General features: G+C 39.1%; 15 protein-coding genes and 1 pseudogene. 12 read left to right on the forward strand and 4 right to left on the reverse strand.

Going from position 1 to position 23,665, the window contains the following annotated elements; translation table 11 throughout:
• Positions 1-158: 158 nt before the first annotated feature.
• The 5 genes from I0P70_RS15640 to I0P70_RS15660 all read left to right on the forward strand — a co-directional run bounded on the left by I0P70_RS15640 (position 159) and on the right by I0P70_RS15660 (position 5,578).
• Complete coding sequence (locus I0P70_RS15640) at positions 159-515, forward strand: hypothetical protein (RefSeq protein WP_196119796.1); 357 nt, start codon at positions 159-161, stop codon at positions 513-515.
• A 7-nt stretch (positions 516-522) separates the two neighbouring features.
• A complete protein-coding gene (locus I0P70_RS15645; RefSeq protein ID WP_196119798.1) occupies positions 523-1,818 on the forward strand; it encodes an O-antigen ligase in 1,296 nt (431 codons plus the stop codon).
• A 117-nt stretch (positions 1,819-1,935) separates the two neighbouring features.
• Positions 1,936-3,048 (forward strand): glycosyltransferase family 4 protein, encoded by a 1,113-nt coding sequence (locus I0P70_RS15650; protein WP_196119799.1) that lies wholly within the window; start codon positions 1,936-1,938, stop codon positions 3,046-3,048.
• A gap of 50 nt (positions 3,049-3,098) precedes the next feature.
• Positions 3,099-4,286 (forward strand): glycosyltransferase, encoded by a 1,188-nt coding sequence (locus I0P70_RS15655; RefSeq protein WP_196119801.1) that lies wholly within the window; start codon positions 3,099-3,101, stop codon positions 4,284-4,286.
• A gap of 185 nt (positions 4,287-4,471) precedes the next feature.
• A complete protein-coding gene (locus I0P70_RS15660; protein ID WP_196119803.1) occupies positions 4,472-5,578 on the forward strand; it encodes a DUF354 domain-containing protein in 1,107 nt (368 codons plus the stop codon).
• Positions 5,579-5,685: 107 nt separating this feature from the next.
• On the opposite strand, the gene I0P70_RS15665 is transcribed toward I0P70_RS15660, so the two are convergent.
• The gene (locus I0P70_RS15665) at positions 5,686-7,071 is read right to left on the reverse strand and encodes an exopolysaccharide biosynthesis polyprenyl glycosylphosphotransferase (protein ID WP_196119813.1); all 1,386 of its coding nucleotides are present in this window, start codon (positions 7,069-7,071) and stop codon (positions 5,686-5,688) included.
• An 802-nt stretch (positions 7,072-7,873) separates the two neighbouring features.
• Between I0P70_RS15665 and I0P70_RS15670 the strand changes: the two genes are divergently transcribed.
• The 6 genes from I0P70_RS15670 (at position 7,874) to I0P70_RS15695 (ending at position 17,097) form a co-directional block, all read left to right on the forward strand.
• The gene (locus I0P70_RS15670; RefSeq protein WP_230392243.1) at positions 7,874-9,544 is read left to right on the forward strand and encodes a GNAT family N-acetyltransferase; all 1,671 of its coding nucleotides are present in this window, start codon (positions 7,874-7,876) and stop codon (positions 9,542-9,544) included.
• A gap of 214 nt (positions 9,545-9,758) precedes the next feature.
• Positions 9,759-11,399: a GNAT family N-acetyltransferase gene (locus I0P70_RS15675; protein WP_196119818.1), complete on the forward strand. Its 1,641-nt coding sequence runs from the start codon at positions 9,759-9,761 to the stop codon at positions 11,397-11,399.
• 388 nt (positions 11,400-11,787) lie between these two features.
• The gene (locus I0P70_RS15680) at positions 11,788-13,221 is read left to right on the forward strand and encodes an MBOAT family protein (protein WP_196119820.1); all 1,434 of its coding nucleotides are present in this window, start codon (positions 11,788-11,790) and stop codon (positions 13,219-13,221) included.
• A gap of 14 nt (positions 13,222-13,235) precedes the next feature.
• On the forward strand, positions 13,236-14,180 hold the full coding sequence (locus I0P70_RS15685) for a hypothetical protein (protein WP_196119822.1): 945 nt from the start codon (positions 13,236-13,238) through the stop codon (positions 14,178-14,180).
• A 46-nt stretch (positions 14,181-14,226) separates the two neighbouring features.
• The gene (gene asnB / locus I0P70_RS15690; RefSeq protein ID WP_196119824.1) at positions 14,227-16,059 is read left to right on the forward strand and encodes an asparagine synthase (glutamine-hydrolyzing); all 1,833 of its coding nucleotides are present in this window, start codon (positions 14,227-14,229) and stop codon (positions 16,057-16,059) included.
• A gap of 78 nt (positions 16,060-16,137) precedes the next feature.
• The gene (locus tag I0P70_RS15695) at positions 16,138-17,097 is read left to right on the forward strand and encodes a glycosyltransferase (protein WP_196119826.1); all 960 of its coding nucleotides are present in this window, start codon (positions 16,138-16,140) and stop codon (positions 17,095-17,097) included.
• 94 nt (positions 17,098-17,191) lie between these two features.
• On the opposite strand, the gene I0P70_RS15700 is transcribed toward I0P70_RS15695, so the two are convergent.
• The 3 genes from I0P70_RS15700 to I0P70_RS15710 all read right to left on the reverse strand — a co-directional run bounded on the left by I0P70_RS15700 (position 17,192) and on the right by I0P70_RS15710 (position 21,053).
• Positions 17,192-17,956 carry a polysaccharide lyase gene (locus I0P70_RS15700; RefSeq protein ID WP_196119828.1) on the reverse strand — a complete coding sequence of 255 codons (765 nt, stop codon included), beginning with the start codon at positions 17,954-17,956 and terminating at the stop codon, positions 17,192-17,194.
• Positions 17,957-18,044: 88 nt separating this feature from the next.
• The gene (locus I0P70_RS15705) at positions 18,045-19,124 is read right to left on the reverse strand and encodes a polysaccharide deacetylase family protein (protein WP_299990498.1); all 1,080 of its coding nucleotides are present in this window, start codon (positions 19,122-19,124) and stop codon (positions 18,045-18,047) included.
• Positions 19,125-19,838: 714 nt separating this feature from the next.
• Positions 19,839-21,053: a polysaccharide lyase gene (locus I0P70_RS15710; RefSeq protein WP_196119830.1), complete on the reverse strand. Its 1,215-nt coding sequence runs from the start codon at positions 21,051-21,053 to the stop codon at positions 19,839-19,841.
• A gap of 1,772 nt (positions 21,054-22,825) precedes the next feature.
• Between I0P70_RS15710 and I0P70_RS15715 the strand changes: the two are divergent.
• Positions 22,826-23,665, forward strand: a pseudogene (locus I0P70_RS15715) (hypothetical protein); the annotation flags it as partial.

The raw sequence follows: 23,665 nt of genomic DNA on the forward strand, positions 1-23,665 counted from the left end.
ACAGTGATTTGGTTAACTTCTGCTGGAATCTTCTGGCTTGCTCTGACACGCCCTCGAACCAAGAGGTTGGCAACCGCTTTAGGTCATCCTTCCTTTTGTTCTACGACTTTTGCCGGTACCAAGTCATACACGAAAAATCTAACGGAGCTCCCTGCTTAATGGAAGAGGGGTTTCTGCAAAAATCCTTTCTGCTTCATGATGACTACCAGACTGTTAAAAAGACACTAGATACTTACTTGGCGCTAATACCTAAACCCTATGCTGTACTGTTTATTGATACACCGGATATAAGCCTCATCACGCAGCGGCTGGCCCAACGTACCAAAGTGATAGCATCCCACCTTAACGCAGATCAGGATACATTGGAAAATGAAACAAAAAAATGGCGCCAGTTGCTAAACATTGCCGTGGCGGCGCTGGAGCAAAATGGCGTAAAAGTTTGTCGATTAGAGGCCAGCAGACCCATACAGGAAAATGTGGCCTTTGCCCGTCAATTTTTAGACAACCTAAAGTAACAAAGGTATGATAGAGCTTTTCTTCCTAGCCACTGAGATTTTCATTATCGTATTTACGCTATACTTGTTTGTGTATAAGAAAGAGTTGGCTATCATTTACATACCTACTCTCATCTTTGCCCAAACTGTCATTACGCCGGTGCTACCCGCAATGACATACTACATCATCTTCACACTTTTCATTTTATACTTTATTTACAACAACATTTCCTTTTTGCGCGAAAACCCATTCACACTGGCTCTGTTGCTCTATTATGCCGTATTGCTGACGCAGTCACCTGACATCGAGAGTATTCGGGCTCCATTGTTTTCAGTGGCTTGGCTTTTATTCGCTATCCCTTTAATTATCTCCATTTATCGAAAATTTGAGCGTGAGATACTTTTAAAAGAATTATCGCAGGCGGCATTTATCATCCTACTGATTTTTGTAGTGAATGTGGCGATCTCTACCTTTGTAGGCTATGCGCCTAACGCCATGTATGGTATTACTACAGGCATTTTATATGGCAACTTATTCGCTACTGATTTTAATGTGCTCTCTCTCGCCATTTTTGTAGTCTTGATTAGAGCGGTGAATCAAAAAAGCATTATCTATTTTTTGCTGTTCGTTATTTCATTTTCTTTTGTAACACTATCTCTACGAAGGTCGGTTATGGGACTTGCTGCGATAGGTATAGCCGTTGCAGTGCTGCTGCTGTTAACGCAGCGAAGTCTCCTTAAAGTTGTAGCTTTTAGCGGTATAGTGGCTATACTGGGTTTTGCAATCATAGCAAATACTAGTTTCATGACCGTTCTCATCGAACGTTACGAGCATCGCAACCTGGCAGAGCGTGAATTGGAAGAAGAAAAACGCTTCCTAGAGTATGAGGTGCTCTATGAAGATATGTTTATTTATGAGGATTATAGTCCCTGGTTTGGGTATGGCCTGTTCGATAGCGCTGGCAACTATGGAAAAGGGATTTTTGAAGAGCGTACATTGCACTCAGACCTAACAAATATGGCACATTCCACAGGTATACTTGGGGTTGTGCTGTACCTGCTCATGATTTTCACTATCTTTTGGAAAAGTTATAAGGGATCCACAACCCGGACAGATAGACTTATCTTTTTTTATTGTGTAGTTGTATTTATGGTATACACCACTACAGGGCGTTATACAACAATCGAGAACATCTGGTTTATAGTGCTTTTACTCATGCTACCTGTTGCCAAGCAGAGAGAAACTGAGAATCACACCTTTTCACTAAAAAAAGATAAACCTGCACTAAAAAAAGACGTAAACCTACATAAATTACCTGCTTAAATTTAGCATCTATTGCTCAACTATTCCTTCTTGGGTTGCCTAATTTACATTTCAGGCAGCTCAAATTATACTATTACGTTTTATCGCATTCTATCAACACTTACACTATGCTATCTAATGGCTAAGTTTTTATTTTACGATGACCAGATTATTAATATTCTTCTTAAAGAGGAAAAGCCATCTGGTGGTGCGGCAGTGCAGGCATATGGCTGGATACAGGGCCTGCTTGCGCTTGGTCATGAGGTATACATCATAACCGACATGAGTCGCACAGGAACACTTAAAGAAGAATGCAAAGCTATTAAGTTTATTCCTGGTTATGACTCGACTAAAGGTATTCGCTGGTTTAGATGGATTTACTATCGTATACCTTACCTGTATCGCGAACTCAAGAAAGCAAAACCGGACTACCTCTACAAAGGCATTCCAAGCTGGCACTCTTTCGTGATAGGTCTAGTTTGCCAGCGGTTAAACATAAAATTTATACAACGCATCTCAAATGACTTTTTGGTTGATAAACGGTTTTTGAAAAACCACTCCAAAGCCAATTGGGCTTTTCAGAATATGGGTATGCGGTTGTCTAATTACATTCTGTGCCAGAACGAGTATCAGTTTGACAAAATCCAAAAACAGTTTCCCCTAAAGCCTGTCAAAAAAATATCTAACCCTATATACCTTTCGAATAACCTGGTAGAAAACAGAAGTGATTACCGCAACTATATTGCTTGGCTGGGACTTTTCCAATACCAGAAAAATTTGAAGCTGCTTTACGAAATTGCCAGTAAGCTACCTCAACAGAAGTTCCTGATAGCAGGTAAGGAGTCGATCAATATTGATGCTGATACATTGTATTATCTCGATAAGTTGAAGGAGCTACCGAATGTAAGTTTCTATGGATTCATAAAACGAGATCAGGTACTCCCCTTTTTGGCAAAAGCGAAATTTCTGCTAAATACATCGCACTATGAAGGCTTCAGCAACACCTTCTTAGAAGCTATGGTAATTGGAACTCCTATTCTCACAAGTGTCAATGTAAACCCTGACAGTATTATATCTGATTTCAACTTAGGTATAGTTTACGAAAATGCTAATGATTTACTGGCTAAGCTCTCAGTTGTATCTCCGGAAGGTTATAAGCAAATGTCTGACAATGTATTGGAATACGTTGCTGCAAAACATGATTACCGGCCCCTGACAAAAGAGCTGGTAGGTTTTCTTAATGACAATTAGATTAATCTTTTAAGCTAACTGAATGCTACAATACTTTATGAATTCATATTATGAAAGTCACCCAAAGTAAGATCCGTATCGTTTTTTTTATCGGTAGCTTAAGAACCGGGGGAAAAGAGAGACGTTTATTAGAGCTTTTGACCTACCTGAAAAGTAAAGGCTGTTACGAGATGCTAGTACTGCTTACTTCTGATTTAATTCATTATCCTAAATTTCAAACCCTGGATATTCCGTACCAAATCTTACCCAAGGTATGGCGGCGGAAAGATCCTACAGTGGTCTATCAGTTTTATAAGTACTGCAAAAAGTTTAACCCCGATTTGATTCATTCCTGGGGACAGATGCAATCTTTTTATACCTTACCAACTGTGGCACTGGAGTCAATCCCGCTCATCAACAGCCAGATTACTTCAGCGCCTCCGACTACGAGCAAGTTTTCTCTTTCCTATGCTTTAGATCGCCTCATTTTCAGCATGTCTGCTGTTATTCTTTCTAACTCGAAGGCTGGTTTAACAACGTTTCAACCTCCAAAACATAAGAGCAGGGTGATTTATAATGGATTGAATCTAGAACGCTTTGAGAATCTGCAGAATGCTTGGGATATAAAAAAGATTTATGGCATTAATACACGGTATGCTGTAGTCATGGTTGCATCCGTCTCTCCGAATAAAGATTATAACATGTTTGTTGAAGTTGGTCGCATTGTCACTGCTTTGCGCGACGATATTACTTTTATTGGCGTGGGAGGATATCTTGAACATGACCCTACTTACCAACATGTGCTAGAAGCGACTAATAAAAACCCTAGAATGCTTTTTAAAGGCGCCATAAACGAAGTGGAGAGTCTTGTTAATGCATGCGATATCGGCATGCTTCTTTCTCCCAACGGAGAAGGCATATCAAATGCCATATTGGAGTATATGACATTGGGCAAACCAGTAATCGCTAGTAATAAAGGGGGAACTCCAGAAATTATTAGGCATGATGTAAACGGCTATCTTTTAGAAGATCATGATACAGCAGAAGATATTGCAGCCTATGTTATGGAGTTGGTTAATGATGAACAAAAGCGGACGGCATTTGGCGAAGTAAGTCGTAAAACGATTTACGAAAATTTCACTGTTGAGAAAATGGGTAGATCATTTGAACAGGTATACCAGTTAGCGATCCTCAAAAAACCTGCTGTGTTACGCACTATACCTGTCAGCAAAATAGACAATAAGGTCTTAGAGCTGTGAAAACATAAGCTTTGAGCAGTCCTTATACGAATAAGATCTTTCCTTTAAGAATAGATGCCTACTCCGCAGCGTTGCAATCACTAGCTAACAATGAATCTTGAAAGAATAGTCAAATCAATAGAAGTTTGACAAAGGTATCATCGCTGGAAGCTATTTCATATTTATCACTGCTTTTTTGTTAGCCTATGAGAGTCCTAATCGATATAAACCATCCCGCACACGTTCATTATTTTAGAAACTTCTCTAAAATAATGATCAGCAGAGGACATGAAATACTATTTGTGTCCAGGGATAAAGAGATGGCACATCGTCTGCTTAATCTCTATGGTATACCTTACATCGACAGAGGTAAAGGGAAGGATGGGAAAATTGGCAAGTTCATCTACCTACTGTATGCTGACTTGAAACTACTCCGCCTGTCTCAAGAGCTTGAGCCAGATCTATACCTTAATTTTCTGCATCCATATCCCTCGCATGTGGCCAAGCTGCTTGGCAAGCCCTCGCTAGTATTCAGTGATACTGAGCATGCCACCTTACACCACAAGCTCACTGTTCCTTTTGCTACCAGGGTTTTTACGCCAGCCTGCTATCGTCTTGATCTGGGCAGCAAGCACGTGCGGTTCAATAGCTTTATGGAACTGGCTTACTTACATCCTAATTACTTTAAACCTGACCCCGATATACTTGATATATTAGGTGTGAATGAAAACGAAAAGTATGTCATCGTTAGGTTCGTATCTTGGGCGGCCGCGCACGATTTTGGGCATACAGGTATGTCGCTTGTCAACAAGATTAAAGCTGTGCAGCAGCTCGCAAAGCATGCCAAAGTATATATTACGTCAGAGGGTGAACTGCCACAGGAACTGGAACAATACAGAATTAAAATTCCTTTCGACAAGATGCACGACGCTATTTATTACAGCTCATTGCTTTTTGGCGAAAGCGCTACAATGGCATCAGAAGCTGCAGTACTCGGTACACCAGCTATTTTTCTAGACAACGATGGCAGAGGTTATACCGATGAGGAAGAGCGTAAGTATGGCATTGTGTTCAATTTCACTGAAAGCTTGGAAGACCAGGAACGGGCTATAGCAAAAGCAGAAGAACTTATAATGGATGATCAAAGCTTCGAAAAGTTTAGGAAGATTCGGGAGAAGCTTTTATCCGAATGTATCGATACTACTCAATTTATGGTGCATGAAGTATTGAAATACGACATGACTAATACAACACCTACCTTTATTCGGCCCTTGCAGCAACTTACTATACCTCCCTTTTCTACTGCCATATAATTAAGGCAGGCCTTCTTTAATAATGCAATCTTTTATAAACTGAAAAACCTGTGATCAGACGTGCTTATCACAGGTTTACTTTTTGTAATTCGGAACCATAAAAACTGTTAGAAAGCGCTTAGATGAGTCTTTTTGTCAAAAACAGTCATATACACTATTTTAAAATCAAGCGATAGCGTCCAGTTTTCGACATACCACAAATCGTGTTGTGTGCGCTGGCTTTTCTGTTCTTTGGTTTCAGTAGGGCCTCTCCAACCATTAACCTGAGCCCATCCGGTTATGCCCGGTTTGCAATAATGACGGATCATGTACTTTTCTTCACTGGATTGGAACTGTTGGTTCAGGTAGCTCCTATGTGGCCTAGGTCCCACGACACTCATATCTCCGAGAAGTACATTTAGGAATTGTGGCAATTCATCCAAACTATATTTTCTCAGGATACGGCCCAGCTTTGTGATACGCTCGTCTCCTGCTTTTGTTGATAAACTTCCTCCTACTGCCTTATCGCATACCTTCATGCTTCTAAACTTGAAGAGTCTAAATGGCTTGCCTCCTTTTCCTATCCGGACTGGGCAATAAAAGATAGGTCCATCTGAATCTAGTTTAATAAGAATTGCGATAATAGCAAAGACAGGCATCAGGAAAAGAAGTGCAAAGAAAGAGAATAGTACATCAAATACATATTTGGAGATGGATGCACTTTTTTTATCGAGTGGTACCTGTCTTACATTAATAACATCCATGTTTCCATAACGGCATAGCTTATATGACTTACCCAAAACACCTTGAAAATCGGGAATATACTTAACCCTAATGCCATGATAATCGGCAGCATCAATTACACGCTTTACTTTTTTGGAAACTTTAATAGGTAATGCGATAACAATCTCATCAACCTTATTTGACATAAGATATTGGTTCATGGCATCTAAGTCACCAACTATCCTATCTTGCTCAACCTGGCACTCTTCCTCTTTACATTTAATAAAACCTTTAATATTGTGAGTGGCTAATTGGCTGCTTTGAAGTTGCTTGTAAGCATGGTTAGCAGAATCACCTATACCTGCTATTAGCGTATGTTTCGTCTGGTTAACTGCTATCTTTTCTACAAAGCGATTAAGAAGATAGTTTAAAGGTATGCCAATTAATGGGATGCCTAATGAAAACGCAATAAGTACGTTACGATTAGGTGCTAGTAATCCAAATACCTCAAAAAAGACAAATGCGAAGCCAACTAGCATTATGTAAGTCTGAGCATACTTATAAACCTTCGAACCTTTCCTCACAGAGTTGTCACTATACAGGTTTTTCCAGTAACCTAACAAAAACCAGGAGAAAAACATACTTAAAAATAATGCCCATTCAGCCCCCATATACTCTCTGTCACTAAAAAGATATAATGAAAACAGGAATGAAATAAATAACACGAATATGTCTCTACCAAAATACACAGAATTTACTATCTGCTTTGATTTAATCATAACCTTCTCCATATTATTTACAATATTATCATGAACAGAGTGGCCTTATCTTTACACCTTTATTACCTTGATTTTGTTTGTATTAGGATAGGGTAAAGTCTAGAGCATATAATCTAAATTAAAAGTAAAATTCAATTTATAACACAAGACAATTATTCGATTAAATCACATTAAATTTTATTATTCAGGTTTAATAATTAAACTTAACATAAATTAACTATAACTATATTGTGTATTATAGTAACGTATTTATTATAAATTGGATTTGAAAAATTGATTTTTTAAATAATTATTTTAACATCAAAAAGGTTTAATATTTAAAAACATAAAACGCTTGCTTTTTCAACGTGTTCCTCAAAGCTACATGTTCGGTTATGGGTCATATAGGTAATCTGAAGCAAATCTCTTCTATATAGAATTATAAACTGACTTGAAATTGGGTATAAGCAGAATGAAATCAGTCTAGATTTAGCTCATTCTAAAGGTCTAATTCTTATGAAATTATATTTTTTATGGGGAAATGTATCTTTTTACTAAAATATCGTATAGTGTTTATACTTATATCATGTTAAATATCACAGTACAGATCCTTTAATTATATCTTATATTGATAAAATATTAGCGTAAAGAGTTTGAATTATTAATAGCCAGCAGGAACAATAAGTGACATATAGAGCTAAGCATAGTTTTAACTAACCTGCTGATAAGCCTCGATACTTTGTCTTCATTATCAAAAACCCCGAAAGGAAGGCAGAACACTGTAAATGATTAACAATATTGAAATCGACATGGTTAAACCTCTATCTTGATTCATATGATGCAAGAGCAAATCAATGCCTCACCCGTTATACCTGCAATGACGACACCCTTAACTGATAAATTGAAAATTGTAGTAGGGGAAGCGGCACTTGGACTGATACATGAACAAGCCTTTATAGATGAATGGGATACATTGTATAATGCCTGTCCTTGGGCAACTATATTTCAAGAAAAAAAGTTTGCGGCAGCATGGTACCAGCTCTATAATAGTGAGTTCACACCAATCATTGTCAGTAACTGGCAAAATGGCAACCTCACTGGCTTACTATTATTAGCACAAAATAGGAAAGATAAGAAAATCCAAGGTGCTGGTGGTGATTACGCTTACTATAAAACTTGGCTTTCTACTGAATCAGACAATGACTTTATCAAAGCATCACTTCGAAAATTAATAAAATATTTTCCTGGGCATATCATTTCTTTATCCCAGCTTCCTCCGAACACCCCTATAAGCTGGATAGAGGAGGACCCCTATTTTAGAAAGAGGAGTATATTAAGAACAATATCTCGTCCTCTAGTGAATCTAAAGAACCCGGAGGCTGAAAAGCTGGTTAACAAAAAAGAATTCAAATCTAATTGTAATCGTCTAAAACGCTCGGGAGAATTAAGCTACGAACGAGTAATTGATTTTGACGAATTTTATAGTGTTCTAGACGAGCTCATTTATCAGTATGACTTTAGGCAGGGGGCTATAAGAAATCTGACACCATTCCGCAATTCTCCCGCTAGAAAACAGTTGTTAATAGAAATGTTCAATCAAGATATGCTACATGTAACATTGCTTAAGCTAAACAATGACATAGTAGCATCATTAGTTACCACAAAAGAAAGGAACAACTGGATGCATGGTGTAGGTATTAACAGCTACTCCCCTATTTATGCCAACTACTCTCCTGGATTTATATGTTTTGTAAAATTTGTGCAGCTGCTTATTCATGAAGGATATGACACCTTAAACATGGCCACAGGTAATCAGCACTACAAAGGAAGATTGGCAAATAGTTATGATCAAGTATATGAACTTACTGTAACAAATAAATCTACCTATGTTGCTAAGGAATACTTAAAAGCGAGCATACGCAAGCATGTCAAACCAAATTTTATAAGACTGCTAAAACAGTACAGTGCTTATCTATTTCATACTAAACAAAAATTTGGGGTTATCAAAAACCAAGGCTTAGTTTCATATTATTCGCATTATCAAAAGAATAAGAAATTAGTATTATGTGATTTTAGAACAGATCAAGAGCCTAACAATTTGGTGGATGCTATACAAATAAAGCGAAACAGTCTTCAGGACCTTCTATGCTTCGATGAGACTAAGGCCTTTGTGGGTCGGCAAGAGTTTCTAAGTGATGCCATGAAGAGGTTTGAGCTAGGAGAGCAGTCATTCACATGGGTAGAAGATGGGAAACTAATCGCTTGCGCTTGGCTTCTTGGTCCAGAAAGATCGAGAAAAGACAATCGCGCAATTGTTTTACCTGAAGGCTGTGCCATCATACACGGTATTTCTCATCATACCATAGTTGGAGATCAACTGGGTAGATTCCTCCATATTGTAAAAGTGGAAGCGACTAGGCTCCTTGATGCAGTAAGAATTCTTGCTATTGTATCTGAAGCAGATGCTAAGCGAAGCAAAATACTTGCCAGGTCAGCCCTAGTTTAACACTCCAGTTGAAGCTTTAGTCTAAGACTTTTAATCTCAGGTCTTATCAATTTCGATTATCCACTTAGTTAGCCTCATTCAAAAAGCTAAAGTTTGTAAACCCTCAAAGCTTAGAAACTGATTAAATCACAAATAATTTAAAAAGGGTGTCATTTCGACCATCTACTTAATAAATACTTCCCAGCTACTTAAACAGGTATAACTTTTCGATAATATGATTGATATTAACCAAAACATACTGGAAAGAAGAGTTGAGACTTTAGATTTGTTAATTGGTGATGATGCATTATCACTTATTTATGATGACTGGTTCATAGCTGAATGGGACAGTTTGTATGAGCGCTGTCCATGGGCCACTGTTTTTCAAAAAAGGGAGTTTGTAACCTCATGGTATACTGTCTATTTAGAAAAGCATATTCCCATTATTGTTTTAGCAAAAGATAATGGGAAGCTCACAGGCCTACTAACTTTAACAAAGACCAATGAAAAGTATATAACTGGTGCAGGTGGGAACCAGGCCGAATACCAGGTCTGGTTAGCTGAAGAGGTTAATAGCTCGGTCTTTATTAAAAAGACGCTAGAACTGCTCCGAAAGCATTTTCCTAAAGCTACTATTCAATTGAATTACATCCCTTATGCGACTCCTATTAGCTGGATAAAGACTGATGCATATTGGAGTAGACAATGCAAGATACAGTCTTTTAAACAGCCACTACTTATCGTAGATGAGGACAGTATTACTAAAGAATTAAGGAAGAAGAATAAAAGAGAGAAAATAAATCGTTTGAAAAGACTTGGTGAGTTGAAGTTCGAGCGAATAACAGAAGTTGGAGAGTTTACTTCTATCATCGATGAACTTGCAATTCAGTTTGATTTCAGAAAAGGAGCTACAGTAAATATTAGCCCGTTCAAAGATGACAAGCTGAAGAAAAAATTCATACTAGCCTTATTTGATCAAAATGTAATACATGCTACTATTCTTAAGTTAAATGATGAAATTATTGCTTCTAATATAGGAGCTACAGGAAAGAACTGGATTCATTTACAAGGGCTCAATACCCATTCTCCCTTCTACGCAAAACATTCTCCAGGTATATTACATTTCCTGATGTTAGGAAAGCAGATGGTAGATGAGAACTTAGAAGTTTTTGATTTAACGCCTGGTGAAAATTCTTATAAAGATGGTCTTGCAAACCATTATATACAGGCATTCAGTCTTACCTTTAGTAGCCCTCGTCATATTTTAATCCAAAAGATACAGTACATACTGACTAATTATATAAAGGCGCTTATGCTGAAAGCAGGAGCAAAAAAAACTGCTTTCAAAGACTTTAAAAAAACTGCTTGGATAGTATCTAAAAAAGTCAGACAAAATCTAAACCCAACAATTATTGATCGTGTTAATTTTATAAAGCTAACCAATAAGGATATTATTTACAGTGCTGACTTATATTCAATTAAGGCACTAAACACAGCAATACAAGTTAATAGCATGAGCCTGGAAGATCTACTAAATTATAACGATCAAGGTGAATGGCTTACTCGCTGGGAGTTTCTAGAGGATGCTATGAAGCGTTTTGAAGGTGGGCAGCGCTGCTATACTTGGGCAAAGGACGGTCTTCTGCTAGCATGCGCCTGGTTAGGGCCTTGGACAATAAATGTCGTCACACCAAAAGAGGCTGACTTGATATTACAGGGGCTGTACGGTCACCGGGAAAGTATTGGACATTTAGCAAGTTTCTTAGCTTCTGTTGCAGTTAAGTCCTCAGATGATCGGGTAGTGTATGCTATGACAAAGGAACGACACATAAGCAGGGCTTTAGAAGAGGCAGGCTTTAAGTCTACTTTATTTTAAATTTTGCATAAAGGAAGTCATTCTTATTACAGATTATTTTGTAATGCTATGAAGTCAATACTAAATAGCACTACAACTAATTCCTCTCATTAAACTTAATGCTTTACAGACGTCATCCTTAATTAAAGTATTATGTTTAGGCAATTCAAATTGCAGCTACATTTAATAGTAGACAAAGTTGGAGTTCGCGTGTACAACTTAAATTACACCGTCAGCTTTTCAGTTATAGCACATCAATTCACTGCTTAATAATTCATATTTTTTATTAAAATAAAAACAACACTATATATAAAGCGTATAAGTATTGCATGGTTTATTATAAACCAATTTAAAAAAACTTAGACTTAACCAATCCAGTGTATTATAGGAACGTTTAATATAATAGAATATGCTATTCAATTCTTTCTCGTTCCTGCTATTTTTCCCTAGCATTTGCTTGCTGTATTTCGCCCTACCAGCCAGGTATAGGTGGGTGCTGCTGCTGGCAGGAAGCTATTACTTTTACATGAACTGGATTCCGGTTTATGCTTTGCTTCTATTCCTCTCCACCATTATAACCTACTTCTGTGCACTTCTGATCCATAAGACACATCACGCTAGTAAAAAGAAAGCAGTACTACTCTTCAGTTTAGTTTCCAACTTCAGCATTCTGTTCTTCTTCAAGTATTTCAATTTTATAAACGAGTCTGTTTTCGAGTTGCTGTCTCAGTTCAATATGCGTTGGGAAGTTCCTAATCTACATATTCTGCTTCCAGTTGGCATATCTTTCTATACCTTTCAAGCAGTAGGTTATTCTATTGACGTATACCGGGGCAACTTAAAGCCTGAAAAGCACCTGGGTATTTACGCCCTGTTTGTTTCCTTTTTTCCGCAGTTAGTCGCAGGTCCTATTGAACGTGCAGCCAATCTGCTGCCGCAGTTTCACCAAAAGTTTGACTTTAACTACCACCGCGCCGTGCAAGGCCTCAAACTTATGCTCTGGGGCTTTTTCATGAAACTGGTTGTGGCCGACAGGTTGTCGATTTATGTTGATGCCGTGTACAACAACGCCGACAAGCACGACGGCACCACATTGCTTCTTGCCACGCTTTTCTTTACTGTCCAAATTTACGGGGACTTCGCAGGTTACTCCTACATCGCCATTGGGAGCGCCCGTGTGATGGGTTTTAACCTGATGATGAACTTCAACCAACCATATTTTGCAAAGTCAATCGCGGAGTTTTGGAGTCGCTGGCACATCTCACTCTCTACCTGGTTCAGAGACTATGTATACATTTCTATGGGTGGCAACAGGGTTCCATTCCACCGTTGGCAGTTTAACCTCCTTGTCACGTTTTTGGTAAGCGGCATATGGCACGGAGCTAACTGGACTTTTGTGCTCTGGGGCACAATGCACGGTGTGTTTCTGATTATGAGCAATATCAGCAAAAAATATATTTTCAGGCAAAGCATTTGGAACAGGCTGGCAACAAACAGCAGCGTTTATCAAAGCCTTCAGATTATCACAACCATCATGCTGGTTGCCTTCACCTGGATATTATTTAGGGCCAATACCTTATCAGATGCTTTTCTGATTATCAGCAAGATTTTTACAACGGCTAACGTGCCTTTTATTGGAGATAGCAGGTCATATATGGTATACTCTATTATGGCAATTGCGCTACTCTTTATTGTAGAATATGTGCGGGAGTACTATCCTAACATTGAGCTCTTCGAAAACAGAAAAGTGCAGGTACGCTACTTCTCCTATACCGCTATGGCTGTGATCATTCTTTTGTTCGGTGTATTCGATGGTGGTCAGTTCATTTATTTTCAATTCTAAAGGTATAGGGCGATATGAAACATCAACTGAACAAATTCCTTAAGAAACTCGCACTAATGCTATCGCTTGTTTTTGCTACTGACTTTGGTATTGGAAATTTGCTAGAACACTTCTACTTCCGGATGGGCCCATCTGCGCCGGAATACAACACTACCTATGCGCTTAACAAGGCAGAGGAAGACATTCTTGTATTTGGATCTTCGCGAGCACAGCACCACTACGACCCGACCCCATTTGAGGAAAACTTAAATAAAACCTTTTACAACACCGGCCAGGATGGACAGGGCATTCTGTACTCGTATGTGGTGCTGAAGAGTATACTGCAGCGTTCCCAAAAGCCCCGGATTATTCTACTAGACTTGAACCCGAATGAATTTCATGCCCACCAGGATGATTACGACCGATTGTCAGAACTGCTCCCCTACTACCACTCCAATAAAGCGGTGAAAGAGGTGGTAGACCTTAAAAGCAACTTTGAGTATCTTAAGGCACAGTCTTATTTATACCGCTACAACTCGCTTCCCCTTACTATCATTATGCATAACTTGTCTTTAGAAGAGGACAATACAGAGAAGGGCTTTGAGCCTATACCTGATCAGGTATGGACAGAAGAACTGCAAACGTATACGGAAGAAGAGCAGATAGACAGTACAGAAGTCAGGCTTTTTAAAAACTTTCTGGAAGCTGCCCAAAAAGCCAATTGCGAGGTATATGTCATTATATCGCCCTCTTACCGCAAGTATAGCCAGGAAACCCTGAGCATCCAGCTCGCAGAAGAGATTTGCGAAGATTTGGGTGTAAACATGCTCGACTATAATCAGGATGCTCATTTTCTGAAAAACAGATCGCTTTTCGTAGACCCAACACACCTTAATGAAGATGGCGCCGAGATATACTCTAAAATAATTGCCTCCAAACTAACAGCAGCCAACATAAAACTAATAACTGGCTTACACTAATTGCCGATCCAAAATCTATAGTTATACCCCTTATATATTTAAACCGATGTGTGGAATAGCAGGAATAATTCAGTTTGAAAACAAAACACCCCAAGAAACAGCTTTGCGAAACATGATGCAGCGAATGAAGCATCGTGGTCCGGATGATAACGGGGTCTTTATAGAAGATAAGGTAGGTTTAGGTTTTGTAAGGTTAAGCATTATTGATTTGTCACCGGACGGGCACCAACCTATGGTGTCGGATGACGGCAGGTATGTGCTTGTCTTTAATGGGGAGATTTTTAACTATGTCGAGCTCAGAGAAGAGCTCTCTCAAAAAGGGGTAAAATTCAAGACCAAGACAGACACAGAGGTCCTTCTCAATTCCTACATCTATTGGGGAGAGCAATGCATGCATCACTTTAATGGCATGTGGGCCTTCGCTATTTATGACCGGGTAAATAAGTCTGTGTTCGCGTCGAGAGACCGTTTCGGTATCAAACCCTTTTATTACCTGCAAACTGACTCCTCTTTTGCTTTCTGCTCTGAAATCCCGCCATTACTCACCTTGCTGGAAAACAGACCGACACCGAACCAGCAAAGCATATTCGACTACCTGGCTTTCAGCAGAACAGACCAAAATGAAAACACATTTTTCAACGAAGTTAAAAAGCTGCAGCATGGCTGTAAACTCTCTGTAACAGATGGGCATGTAACAATAGACAAGTGGTATCACTTAAAAGAAAGAGTGGCTGACACAGAAGCATTTAATGACCCCGAAGAATACCGGGAATTACTCGCTTCGTCCATCAAACTCAGGCTTAGGAGCGATGTGCCCGTTGGTGTTTGCCTGAGCGGAGGGCTGGACTCATCCAGCATTGTTTCTGTATTGCTGAAGGACTTTAATAAAACAGATCTGAACACCTTTTCAGCAGTATATGAAGATGGGCAGTTTGGCGATGAAAAGCGATTTATACACGAGTATAAGGCCACTCTGCAAAATATGCACTATACCTCACCCAGTGCTTATACTTTACAAAACGACCTGCACGACTTTGTAAGAGCACACGCAGAGCCGCTCCCATCCACTTCCCCCTACGCCCAGTACAAGGTAATGGAACTGGCTAAAGGCAATGTTGTAGTAACATTAGACGGGCAGGGCGCTGATGAGAAGCTGGCTGGCTACCACTACTTCTTTGGTTTCTACTTTAAAGATTTGCTTCGATCGGCCAGGCTTGGCAGGTTGAGCGGTGAGGTATACCATTATATGGCCAGACACAGGAGTTTGTATGGCTTAAAGGCTTTCATCTACTTCATGCTCCCAGAAAACTCCAGAACCTCGCTGCGGGTAGATGAAAAAGGATACATGGAAACTGCTTTTGTGGACAGGTATAGCAAATCAAACGCTATTGCAGGGCAGTTGTACGGCTCCAACACTTTAAAAGACTCGCTGCTCGATCACTTCGAAAACAAACTGGAGCATTTGCTTAAATGGGAAGACATCAACTCCATGCATTATTCACTGGAGGCCCGAGTGCCGTTCCTTGATTACCGGTTAGTAGAGAAAACGCTGGCAAGTTCCGATAACTGGTCTATACGCAACGGCATCACCAAGTATATTCTAAGGGAAGCTATGAGAGGCACGCTTCCGGAAAAAATACGCCTGCGCCAGGATAAAATGGGCTTTGGTACACCGCAGGATGAGTGGTTCAGAGAGCCTGCTTGGCAAAAAACAATCACAGATTTACTACAGAGCGATTCCTTTAAAGCACGAGGCATTATTAACCCAAGTATAGCACTGAGGAAGTATAATGAGCATTTGGACGGCAAAACCAATATTGCAAAAGAGATTTGGAAATGGATACACCTTGAGCTGTGGTTCCGTGAGTTCATTGATTAGACAGATATAGTCAATGCATTGTTATAATCAGATTTATTCATTAAAAATAATACAGGAGACCTCGCTTTGGAAAAGAAGATGAAAGTACTGTTTGTGTCGTCAGGCAACTCTAAAGCCTTTGATATTGCACCCTTCATAAAAGTTCAGGGAGAATCATTGAGGGAAAAGCAAATTGATATAGAATACTTTAAAATTACTGGAAAAGGGTTCTCTGGCTACCTTTCGAATGTTAAATTACTGAAGGAACAATTGAAATCGAACGAGTTCGACGTGATACATGCCCATTTTACACTTTCGGCTTGGGTAGTGGTGCTAGCTATGCCCCGAGTTCCGGTGGTGCTGTCTCTTATGGGAGATGACGCCCGCGGAAGAGTAAGGAAGCTTGTTAAAAACAGGGTGTATATTAATTTTTTTACTTTTTCGACGCTATTGATTCAACCATTTGTAAAGAAAATCATCTCAAAATCTCCCAATCTCGAAAAATTCGTTTGGCAGAAAAAAAAGTCGTACTTATTGCCAAATGGCGTTGATGTGCAAAAGTTTTGCCCAACAGAGCAGGATTTTCGAGAAGAATTAGGCTTGATCAAAGATAAAAAATATGTTTTATTTCTTGGGAATACCCAAGACCCGACAAAAAACTTTCAGTTATTAAACGCGACGAGAGAAAAACTGGCGCTGCATGGTATTGAGATTGTCTCGCCCTATCCAATTCCCCATCAGCAGGTTTTCAAGTATTTAAATTCTGTTGATGTACTTGTGATGTGCTCTCTCGACGAAGGCTCTCCTAATGTAGTTAAAGAAGGTATGGCCTGCAATTGCAAAGGTGTTTTTACTGATGTTGGGGATGTACGTTATCTGGTTAACAACACACCAGGCTATGCTATTACGGATTTTGATGCTGACGATCTTACACAAAAGATACTGGAGGTGATGGAAATGGACACTTGCAAAGGCAGACAGAGGCTTTTGGATCTTAAGTTAGACTTACCTACAGTAGCCGATAAACTGAAAAGAATATATCAGGAAGCGCAAGCTTGATCATCCAGTGCTTATCTACATCTATCACTAACATTCCATTGAACACATGGCCAATTAAAGCTTTTAGCTAATTGATTTTATCTGGTAAAGGCGTTTAGGAAGAGATCATATCAGTCAGTTTAGTGCCTGCCCTTCCCACCTGTATGTTATCGAAGTATAGTACGCGTTTATCGGTAGTGGTCTTTTCCTTAGCCCAATCTGACTTATATATACCCAGTTTCAACTTTGGCATTCCCCCTTCGTTGTACATGTTCCCTCCCTTTCGCGAGAGTAACTTTTTGCCATCTATCCAAACCTCAGTGAGGCCGTCAGAGTCATAAGAATGCACCATATGTACCACAATACTGATCCACTTGTTCTTTTTTATTGGGCCTAGGTCCACCTTATCCTTCTCCTCCTGTTCATTGCGGACTGTTATCCTAAGGCGACCGTTTTTTGTACGGATGGAGGCCGACGGGCTGCCCATTCCGCTCTGATGCCATTGCGTGATACACTCGTCATCCTTCTCGTCCACAAAGCCGTCCGAAGGAAAGTAAACTTCATAAGCGTACCACATTTCTCTTTCTAAATTACCTTTGACCACCGTCACCTCTGCACGGCGACTACCCTTTACGTCAGGATCGCTCTGGCGGAGCTCAAAACGTGCTGCTTTGCCATTACCCTTTGGCCTTTTTACTATATTTAGAGAGTGGGGGGCGCCCAGTTCAAGGCTGTAGAAAGAAGAGAGCGGGTTACTACCCTCGAAGCTTTGGCTGAAGACAAGGGAAGCCGTGGTCAGGCTCGTAGATTCAACTCCATTCGATGTCTCAAGCTTTTCAAAATACTGTTGTACGTTTAACAGTAACAGGAGACATATCACACAAAATACGAGAATTTTATTAAAGTTTGGCATCATAATAGTCTGGATTAGCAGTCGTATAAATGTTCCAGAAATGGCAATTCTTCTACTATGACATTTTAACATGCACATTACTAGCCGTAGGGTACACTGGTTCTCTTATGCTATCCTTACTACTTTTAAAAATTTTCTTTAAGCTGCGTACCGTTGGGTGCCACACACCAACCATTCGACAGATATTCTCGGCTAATGAAGCGCCTTCTAGCAAACCAATTCGTGGAATCTCGTATTTGTGAGTCAGTTGAGATTTGGTTAAATAGGTAGGCACATTCGAAAAGGCCAATCTATATCCCTGCTCTTTTAGTGCCCTAACCTCACGCTGACCATAATCTCCATTAGGATATGCGAAATAAGAAACTTCCTTGTTAATCCATTTCTCAAGTTTCTTCTTAGAGAAACTAATTTCATGGTATAACTCTGCATCCTCGCAATTTACAAGAATGGGATGCGAGTGGGTATGGCCACCAATTGTAACTACTGACGATCTGGAGATTCGTTTTATTTGCTCAACCGTCATTGCCTCTCTTGGAATATTAGCGTATTTTTTAAGTTTTTCTACAATTGCAAGTCGTTCTACATTAGGCAGTTGTTTTAATGTTGCTACCCTGTTCTTAGAATTATTTTTAATACTCTTGTTTACATAGGACCACCAATAAGCTCCTTCTTCCACTGCCTGAGTCGATACAAATATGGTTACAGGGACTTCATACTTAGCTGCTATTTCTACAATATTCTGTTCATTTGGCTGCCAACCATCATCCACAGTCAACAGCACACTGCTCTTTGGAAATTGCATTTCGTTATTAACAATCCTTTCTAGATCGTTAATAGTTAAAAAATTAAACTTCTGTTTAATCAGCCATTTTATACAAGCTTCAAACTCTCGCTTTGTGGGGTTATGAGAATAAATCGAAAGTATATAATCACCATTCAAAGCTCTCATTTTCGCCTTCTTTACAAAGCCAAAATTGATAAGTGCTTTTGCCAGAAACCAGGCACAGAGATTTCTGAAATTAAAGTCCATAGGTAGTATTATAAGTAAACGTTTGCTGAAAAAAGTATTTAAAAAATAAATCTGTTGTACTAACTTTCTTCCATCTCGTTGCTGTCCGGTAATCTTGTTTATCACCAGAGCTCTACACGATAATATCTACAAGAGAATTACAGTACTTCAGTATGGAGTTATAGTTATGCACCTTAATTGGCTCCTTTCTGCCCCTTCTTTGGACTGAATCCAGTGGCAGCAAACCAATCTTAAACTTTGCACCTTCAAAATAGACTAGAACCTTTGAACTTTACCTCAAAAAAAATAGTGTATAAGTTTCTCATCCATAATGCATCTTAAATATTTAAACTAAACTCTTCGTGATTCACTCCTAATGTCACATCCTGGTTGAATCTTAAAACCTAAAGAGCAATTAGCAGGGCTAATATAGATTCTACTTGAAAACTCAGAGAATTTGATAAATTTTGCCTTTAATGTTTAGACTTGATAATTTATTTCTACAGAAGCCATTTGATCTTTTATACCCCCTAAATATCATTACTAAATTTATAAAATTTTGTTTTATTTTATTATTCTATTTGTATTACTTTTAGTGTCTCTGCTAGCTTTCATGGTATTACTCGTCAATAATATGTACGTATCATAATTATTTCTAATAGCATACATGTGGATTACACATTTATGTTATTATATGTATGAACATTTATTAAACTCTTCTAAATAAAAAAAGCAGCTATATATAGCTGCTTTTTTTATTTAGATCAAGATTACCAACCAGTCAAGGTCTAATCCGATTTTAAGACAATAAGATTCTATAATTGTCGAATTTATAAATGCTTATTTCGTGATTGTGAAGGTATACGTTACCGGCGTTCCAGCTGATCCTGACCCTTTTGCCTGTGTGTAAGGAGTAGCTGTTAGGGTGTAGGTACCGGCTGGCAAGGTAGTATTGCCGTAGTAGTAATTACCTTTTCCATCATCACCGAACAGTGCATGGGGAGCTGCATTATCAATATAAGTATGCGACTTAGCACCTCTTAGTTCGAATTTAACGCTACCTACAGACGAGCCTAGGTTGGCACGGAAGTTTACTTTCTGGCTTCCCATCTGATGGAAGCTGATCTTGCTACCATTTGTCAGGGTAGCAACGTCTCTCTCTGTCTGGGCATTTACAACAGTCAGGCTAGTTATTTGATTGCCCGTACCAGGCTGCACTGGTGCTGGTGTAGGAGCCGGTGCTGGCGTAGGAGCCGGTGCTGGCGTAGGAGCCGGTGCTGGCGTAGGAGCCGGCGCTGGCGTAGGAGTCGGTGCTGGCGTAGGAGTCGGTACAGGAGCCGTAGATGACGAAGAAGAAGTCATGTCAGACAATTTGGTACCTGCTTTACCTACTTTGATGTTATCGAAGTATAGCACGCGCTTATCAGTAGTGGTTTTCTGATCAGCCCAAGTAGACTTGTACACACCCAGTTTCAACTTAGGAAGTCCACCTTTGCTATAAAGGTTACCACCCTTGCGGGAAAGTACTTGTTTGCCATCGATCCAAACCTCACTCAGGCCATCTGATCCGTGAGAGTGTACCATGTGCACAACAATGTTAAGCCACTTATTTTTAGTTATCGGACCTAAGTCCACTTTTTCTTTTTTACTCTGCTCATTACGTACCGTCATTATAATACGGCCGTTCGCTGTGCGGATGGAGGCAGATGGGCTGCCCATGTCGCTCTGGTGAAACTGCGTGATACACTCGTCGTCTTTTTCGTCTACGAAACCGTCAGCAGGGAAATAAACGTCATAAGCGTACCACATCTCCTTCTGTATTTCGTTCGATTCAACTACTGTTACCTCGGCGCGGCGGCTGCCTTTTACCTCAGGGTCATTCTGGCGCAGCTCGAAGCGGGCTGCCTTGCCACCACCACCAATACGGTCAACTACATTAAGAGAGTGGGATGAACCCAGCTCAAGGCCATGAAAGGTGTTTAGCGGCTTGCTGCCTTCAAAGTTCTCACTGAAGAGCATACTAGCAGTCGCATGGGCCACTGACTCAACTCCCATCGATGGGCTAATTTCTTCTAATTCTTTCTGCTCACAAGACACTGTTATTGCAGCTAAAAGTACTGGTGTTAGTAAATAACGAAACTTGAAATTCATTTTGGTTTGGCTAAAGTTGTTAATAATTTAATTGTACTATTATTATAAAATATCTTTTTCAACAAAGTTAAAATCGATTATGGAATTCATTCTGTAGATTGTTAGCAACTAAGACTTTTATAAAAGTTCACTCTTTAAAAGTTTAATCATAGGCTTACATAGACAGCTAAAATTCAACATATAAACATCCATCATTAGAGAACTGAAAAGCAATTAACAATTGTACATTTCATCCATATGACTGTCACAAATGTAAAGGATCAATAAGTTAATTTCAAAATGCATAATGCCTAAAAGGGCTTAAATTATTGTTATTTCATATTTTATATTAAAAAAGTTAATTTAAAATCAGATTTATGCCGAAACTTTTATGAAACGGATTCGTTAGACAATTTTTAGTGTTTGTATTATTTTTATCTATTTTATAAGATGAATTTAAGATTACTTAACCCATAAATGTCTTATGATCAAAAGTATACAATCGCAATTAACTATAAAAATTTTCAATTATATATATTAATAAATATACAAGCCATAAATAGAATCAAAATAAACTTTTAGCCAATTGGACAAATATCAGCCAAAGTCATTTTACATACATGATGGCTTCCATCAAACTATAAATCTGTTATTGTATATAAATTTTGTTATATATAAAACTCGATTTAGAGGCTAGGAACTATTTATAAAAAAATTTATAACAATATTAAGAAATAGCTATATAGTTAAGGCGCATCATACGTCTTGTTTTTTAGCTTCATTTTTCCCCTTGATGGGATAAAGGGTAAGAAACTGGCTGGATCCAACACAATTGATAACGATTCTCCTGTGTTTATTCCAATAAGGAGTTACCAGTTTGGTTAAGATCTATCTAAATTTTGTTAATCTCAATTTCTAGTTAAGCTTCATCCCTTCACATTTCTTTTAACAGTATCCTTGATTTCTCAACTAGAACGATTTGCAAGTATGATTGAAATTAAAGGTATAATCTAGGTCAGGATAATTCAGAAAACATGCAACGAAGCAGGTTTTCTAAAAAAATTCTATAATTATTGTAACTTTTTTTTAAAATAATAATATAAGGGTTATAACCAAAATTATGGAATCGGCTGATAAGTAAGCACATACAAAAGGCCCTATATCCTAAGCTGCTAAAGGCAAAAAACTTGATCTTATTATCACTCTTTTATAATAGTTCTTTACAACTATATCGCAACTCCAAAAAATACTTATGCAAGAAATTTAACTCTAAGAATATGTCCAGACTTTTTTTACTCCTGCTCGTTTATTTATTTTCTTCTATCACGGCATCGGCTCAGTTTTCGTCTCTCCAGCAAATAGAGCCGTTACCGATAACATCCAACACTCAGGATAAAACACAATCAAAATTATTTGCGCACGACGGTAAGCACTGGGCAGTGCTACCAAATGCAACAGGCACACATTTGTGGAGGTTAGACGGAGATTCATGGACTCACATACTCAGATTGAGTACTAAGACCGGGTCGAGAGCCGATTGCAAGGTAGTAGGCAATCTAGTCCATATATTCATGTATCAAGGTACAAACTCTCAATTAGTGTCACTTGAATACATACCAGGTTCATCCACATACAAACTGTGGACAGCGCAAAATTCATTGGTTAGCATTTCAATAAATTCTGGAGTTGAAACGGCTATGATTGAGGTAGACGACACAGGTAGAATGTGGCTAGCCTACGACGGATCAAGCACCGTTAATGTTAGATGGAGTGATGCTCCCTATACTCAGTGGAGTTCGCCTATTACGTTAGCTTCAGGCATTGCTTCGAATGATAAGTGTGCCATCATTGCTATGCCTGGCAAAATTGGAGTGTTCTGGTCTAACCAAAATACTAAAAGATGGGGTTTCAAGACGCATACTGATGGAGATTCCCCTACAAACTGGTCTGCTGATGAAGTACCTGCTTCACAGTCTGCATTAAACGTAGGGTACGGGATGGCTGATGACCACATGAACCTGAAAGTAGCTAGTGATGGCACCCTATATTGCGCCATCAAGACAGGATATAATGATGAATCATATCCCCTGATAGGGCTTTTAGTACGCAGAGCAAACGGTACTTGGGATAGCTTATATGATGTTTCTCGCTTAGGAACAACCCCTATTGTCGTTCTAAATGAAGATGCTGGAAAATTAAGAATAGTTTACTCTTCAAGAACATACGGAGGGGATATTCTCTATAACGAATCCCCAATATCCAACATCTCCATTGGACCACAAATGACCTTAAAGGAAGGAGCAAGATTTCGTGATCCTACTAGCAGCAAACAGAATTTCAACCCAGACGGGCTCATACTTATAACAAACGTAGATGCAGGTGTTGCAGTTGGAGTATTAGCAAGTGATGACGGCTCTTCACCTGATCCTACAGATAAGTTTCATTTAACCATTAACACTATAGGCGACGGCACTGTTGCCAAGACCCCCAGCCAGGAAACCTACGACGCCGGCAGCGCCGTGAGCCTGACGGCAACG

Origin of the sequence: Pontibacter sp. FD36, from assembly GCF_015686655.1 — a bacterium.
In the GTDB taxonomy this organism is placed as follows: Bacteria; Bacteroidota; Bacteroidia; order Cytophagales; family Hymenobacteraceae; genus Pontibacter.

What these genes read in the sequence shown, in the direction of transcription:
- I0P70_RS15670 (WP_230392243.1), top strand. Translation starts at nt 7,874, where the DNA reads ATGATGCAAGAGCAAATCAATGCCTCACCCGTTATACCTGCAATGACG.
- I0P70_RS15640 (WP_196119796.1), top strand. Translation starts at nt 159, where the DNA reads ATGGAAGAGGGGTTTCTGCAAAAATCCTTTCTGCTTCATGATGACTAC.
- I0P70_RS15685 (WP_196119822.1), top strand. Translation starts at nt 13,236, where the DNA reads ATGAAACATCAACTGAACAAATTCCTTAAGAAACTCGCACTAATGCTA.
- I0P70_RS15680 (WP_196119820.1), top strand. Translation starts at nt 11,788, where the DNA reads ATGCTATTCAATTCTTTCTCGTTCCTGCTATTTTTCCCTAGCATTTGC.
- I0P70_RS15695 (WP_196119826.1), top strand. Translation starts at nt 16,138, where the DNA reads ATGAAAGTACTGTTTGTGTCGTCAGGCAACTCTAAAGCCTTTGATATT.
- I0P70_RS15710 (WP_196119830.1), bottom strand. Translation starts at nt 21,053, where the DNA reads ATGGGAGTTGAGTCAGTGGCCCATGCGACTGCTAGTATGCTCTTCAGT.
- I0P70_RS15655 (WP_196119801.1), top strand. Translation starts at nt 3,099, where the DNA reads ATGAAAGTCACCCAAAGTAAGATCCGTATCGTTTTTTTTATCGGTAGC.
- I0P70_RS15660 (WP_196119803.1), top strand. Translation starts at nt 4,472, where the DNA reads ATGAGAGTCCTAATCGATATAAACCATCCCGCACACGTTCATTATTTT.
- I0P70_RS15645 (WP_196119798.1), top strand. Translation starts at nt 523, where the DNA reads ATGATAGAGCTTTTCTTCCTAGCCACTGAGATTTTCATTATCGTATTT.
- I0P70_RS15650 (WP_196119799.1), top strand. Translation starts at nt 1,936, where the DNA reads ATGGCTAAGTTTTTATTTTACGATGACCAGATTATTAATATTCTTCTT.
- asnB (WP_196119824.1), top strand. Translation starts at nt 14,227, where the DNA reads ATGTGTGGAATAGCAGGAATAATTCAGTTTGAAAACAAAACACCCCAA.
- I0P70_RS15675 (WP_196119818.1), top strand. Translation starts at nt 9,759, where the DNA reads ATGATTGATATTAACCAAAACATACTGGAAAGAAGAGTTGAGACTTTA.
- I0P70_RS15665 (WP_196119813.1), bottom strand. Translation starts at nt 7,071, where the DNA reads ATGGAGAAGGTTATGATTAAATCAAAGCAGATAGTAAATTCTGTGTAT.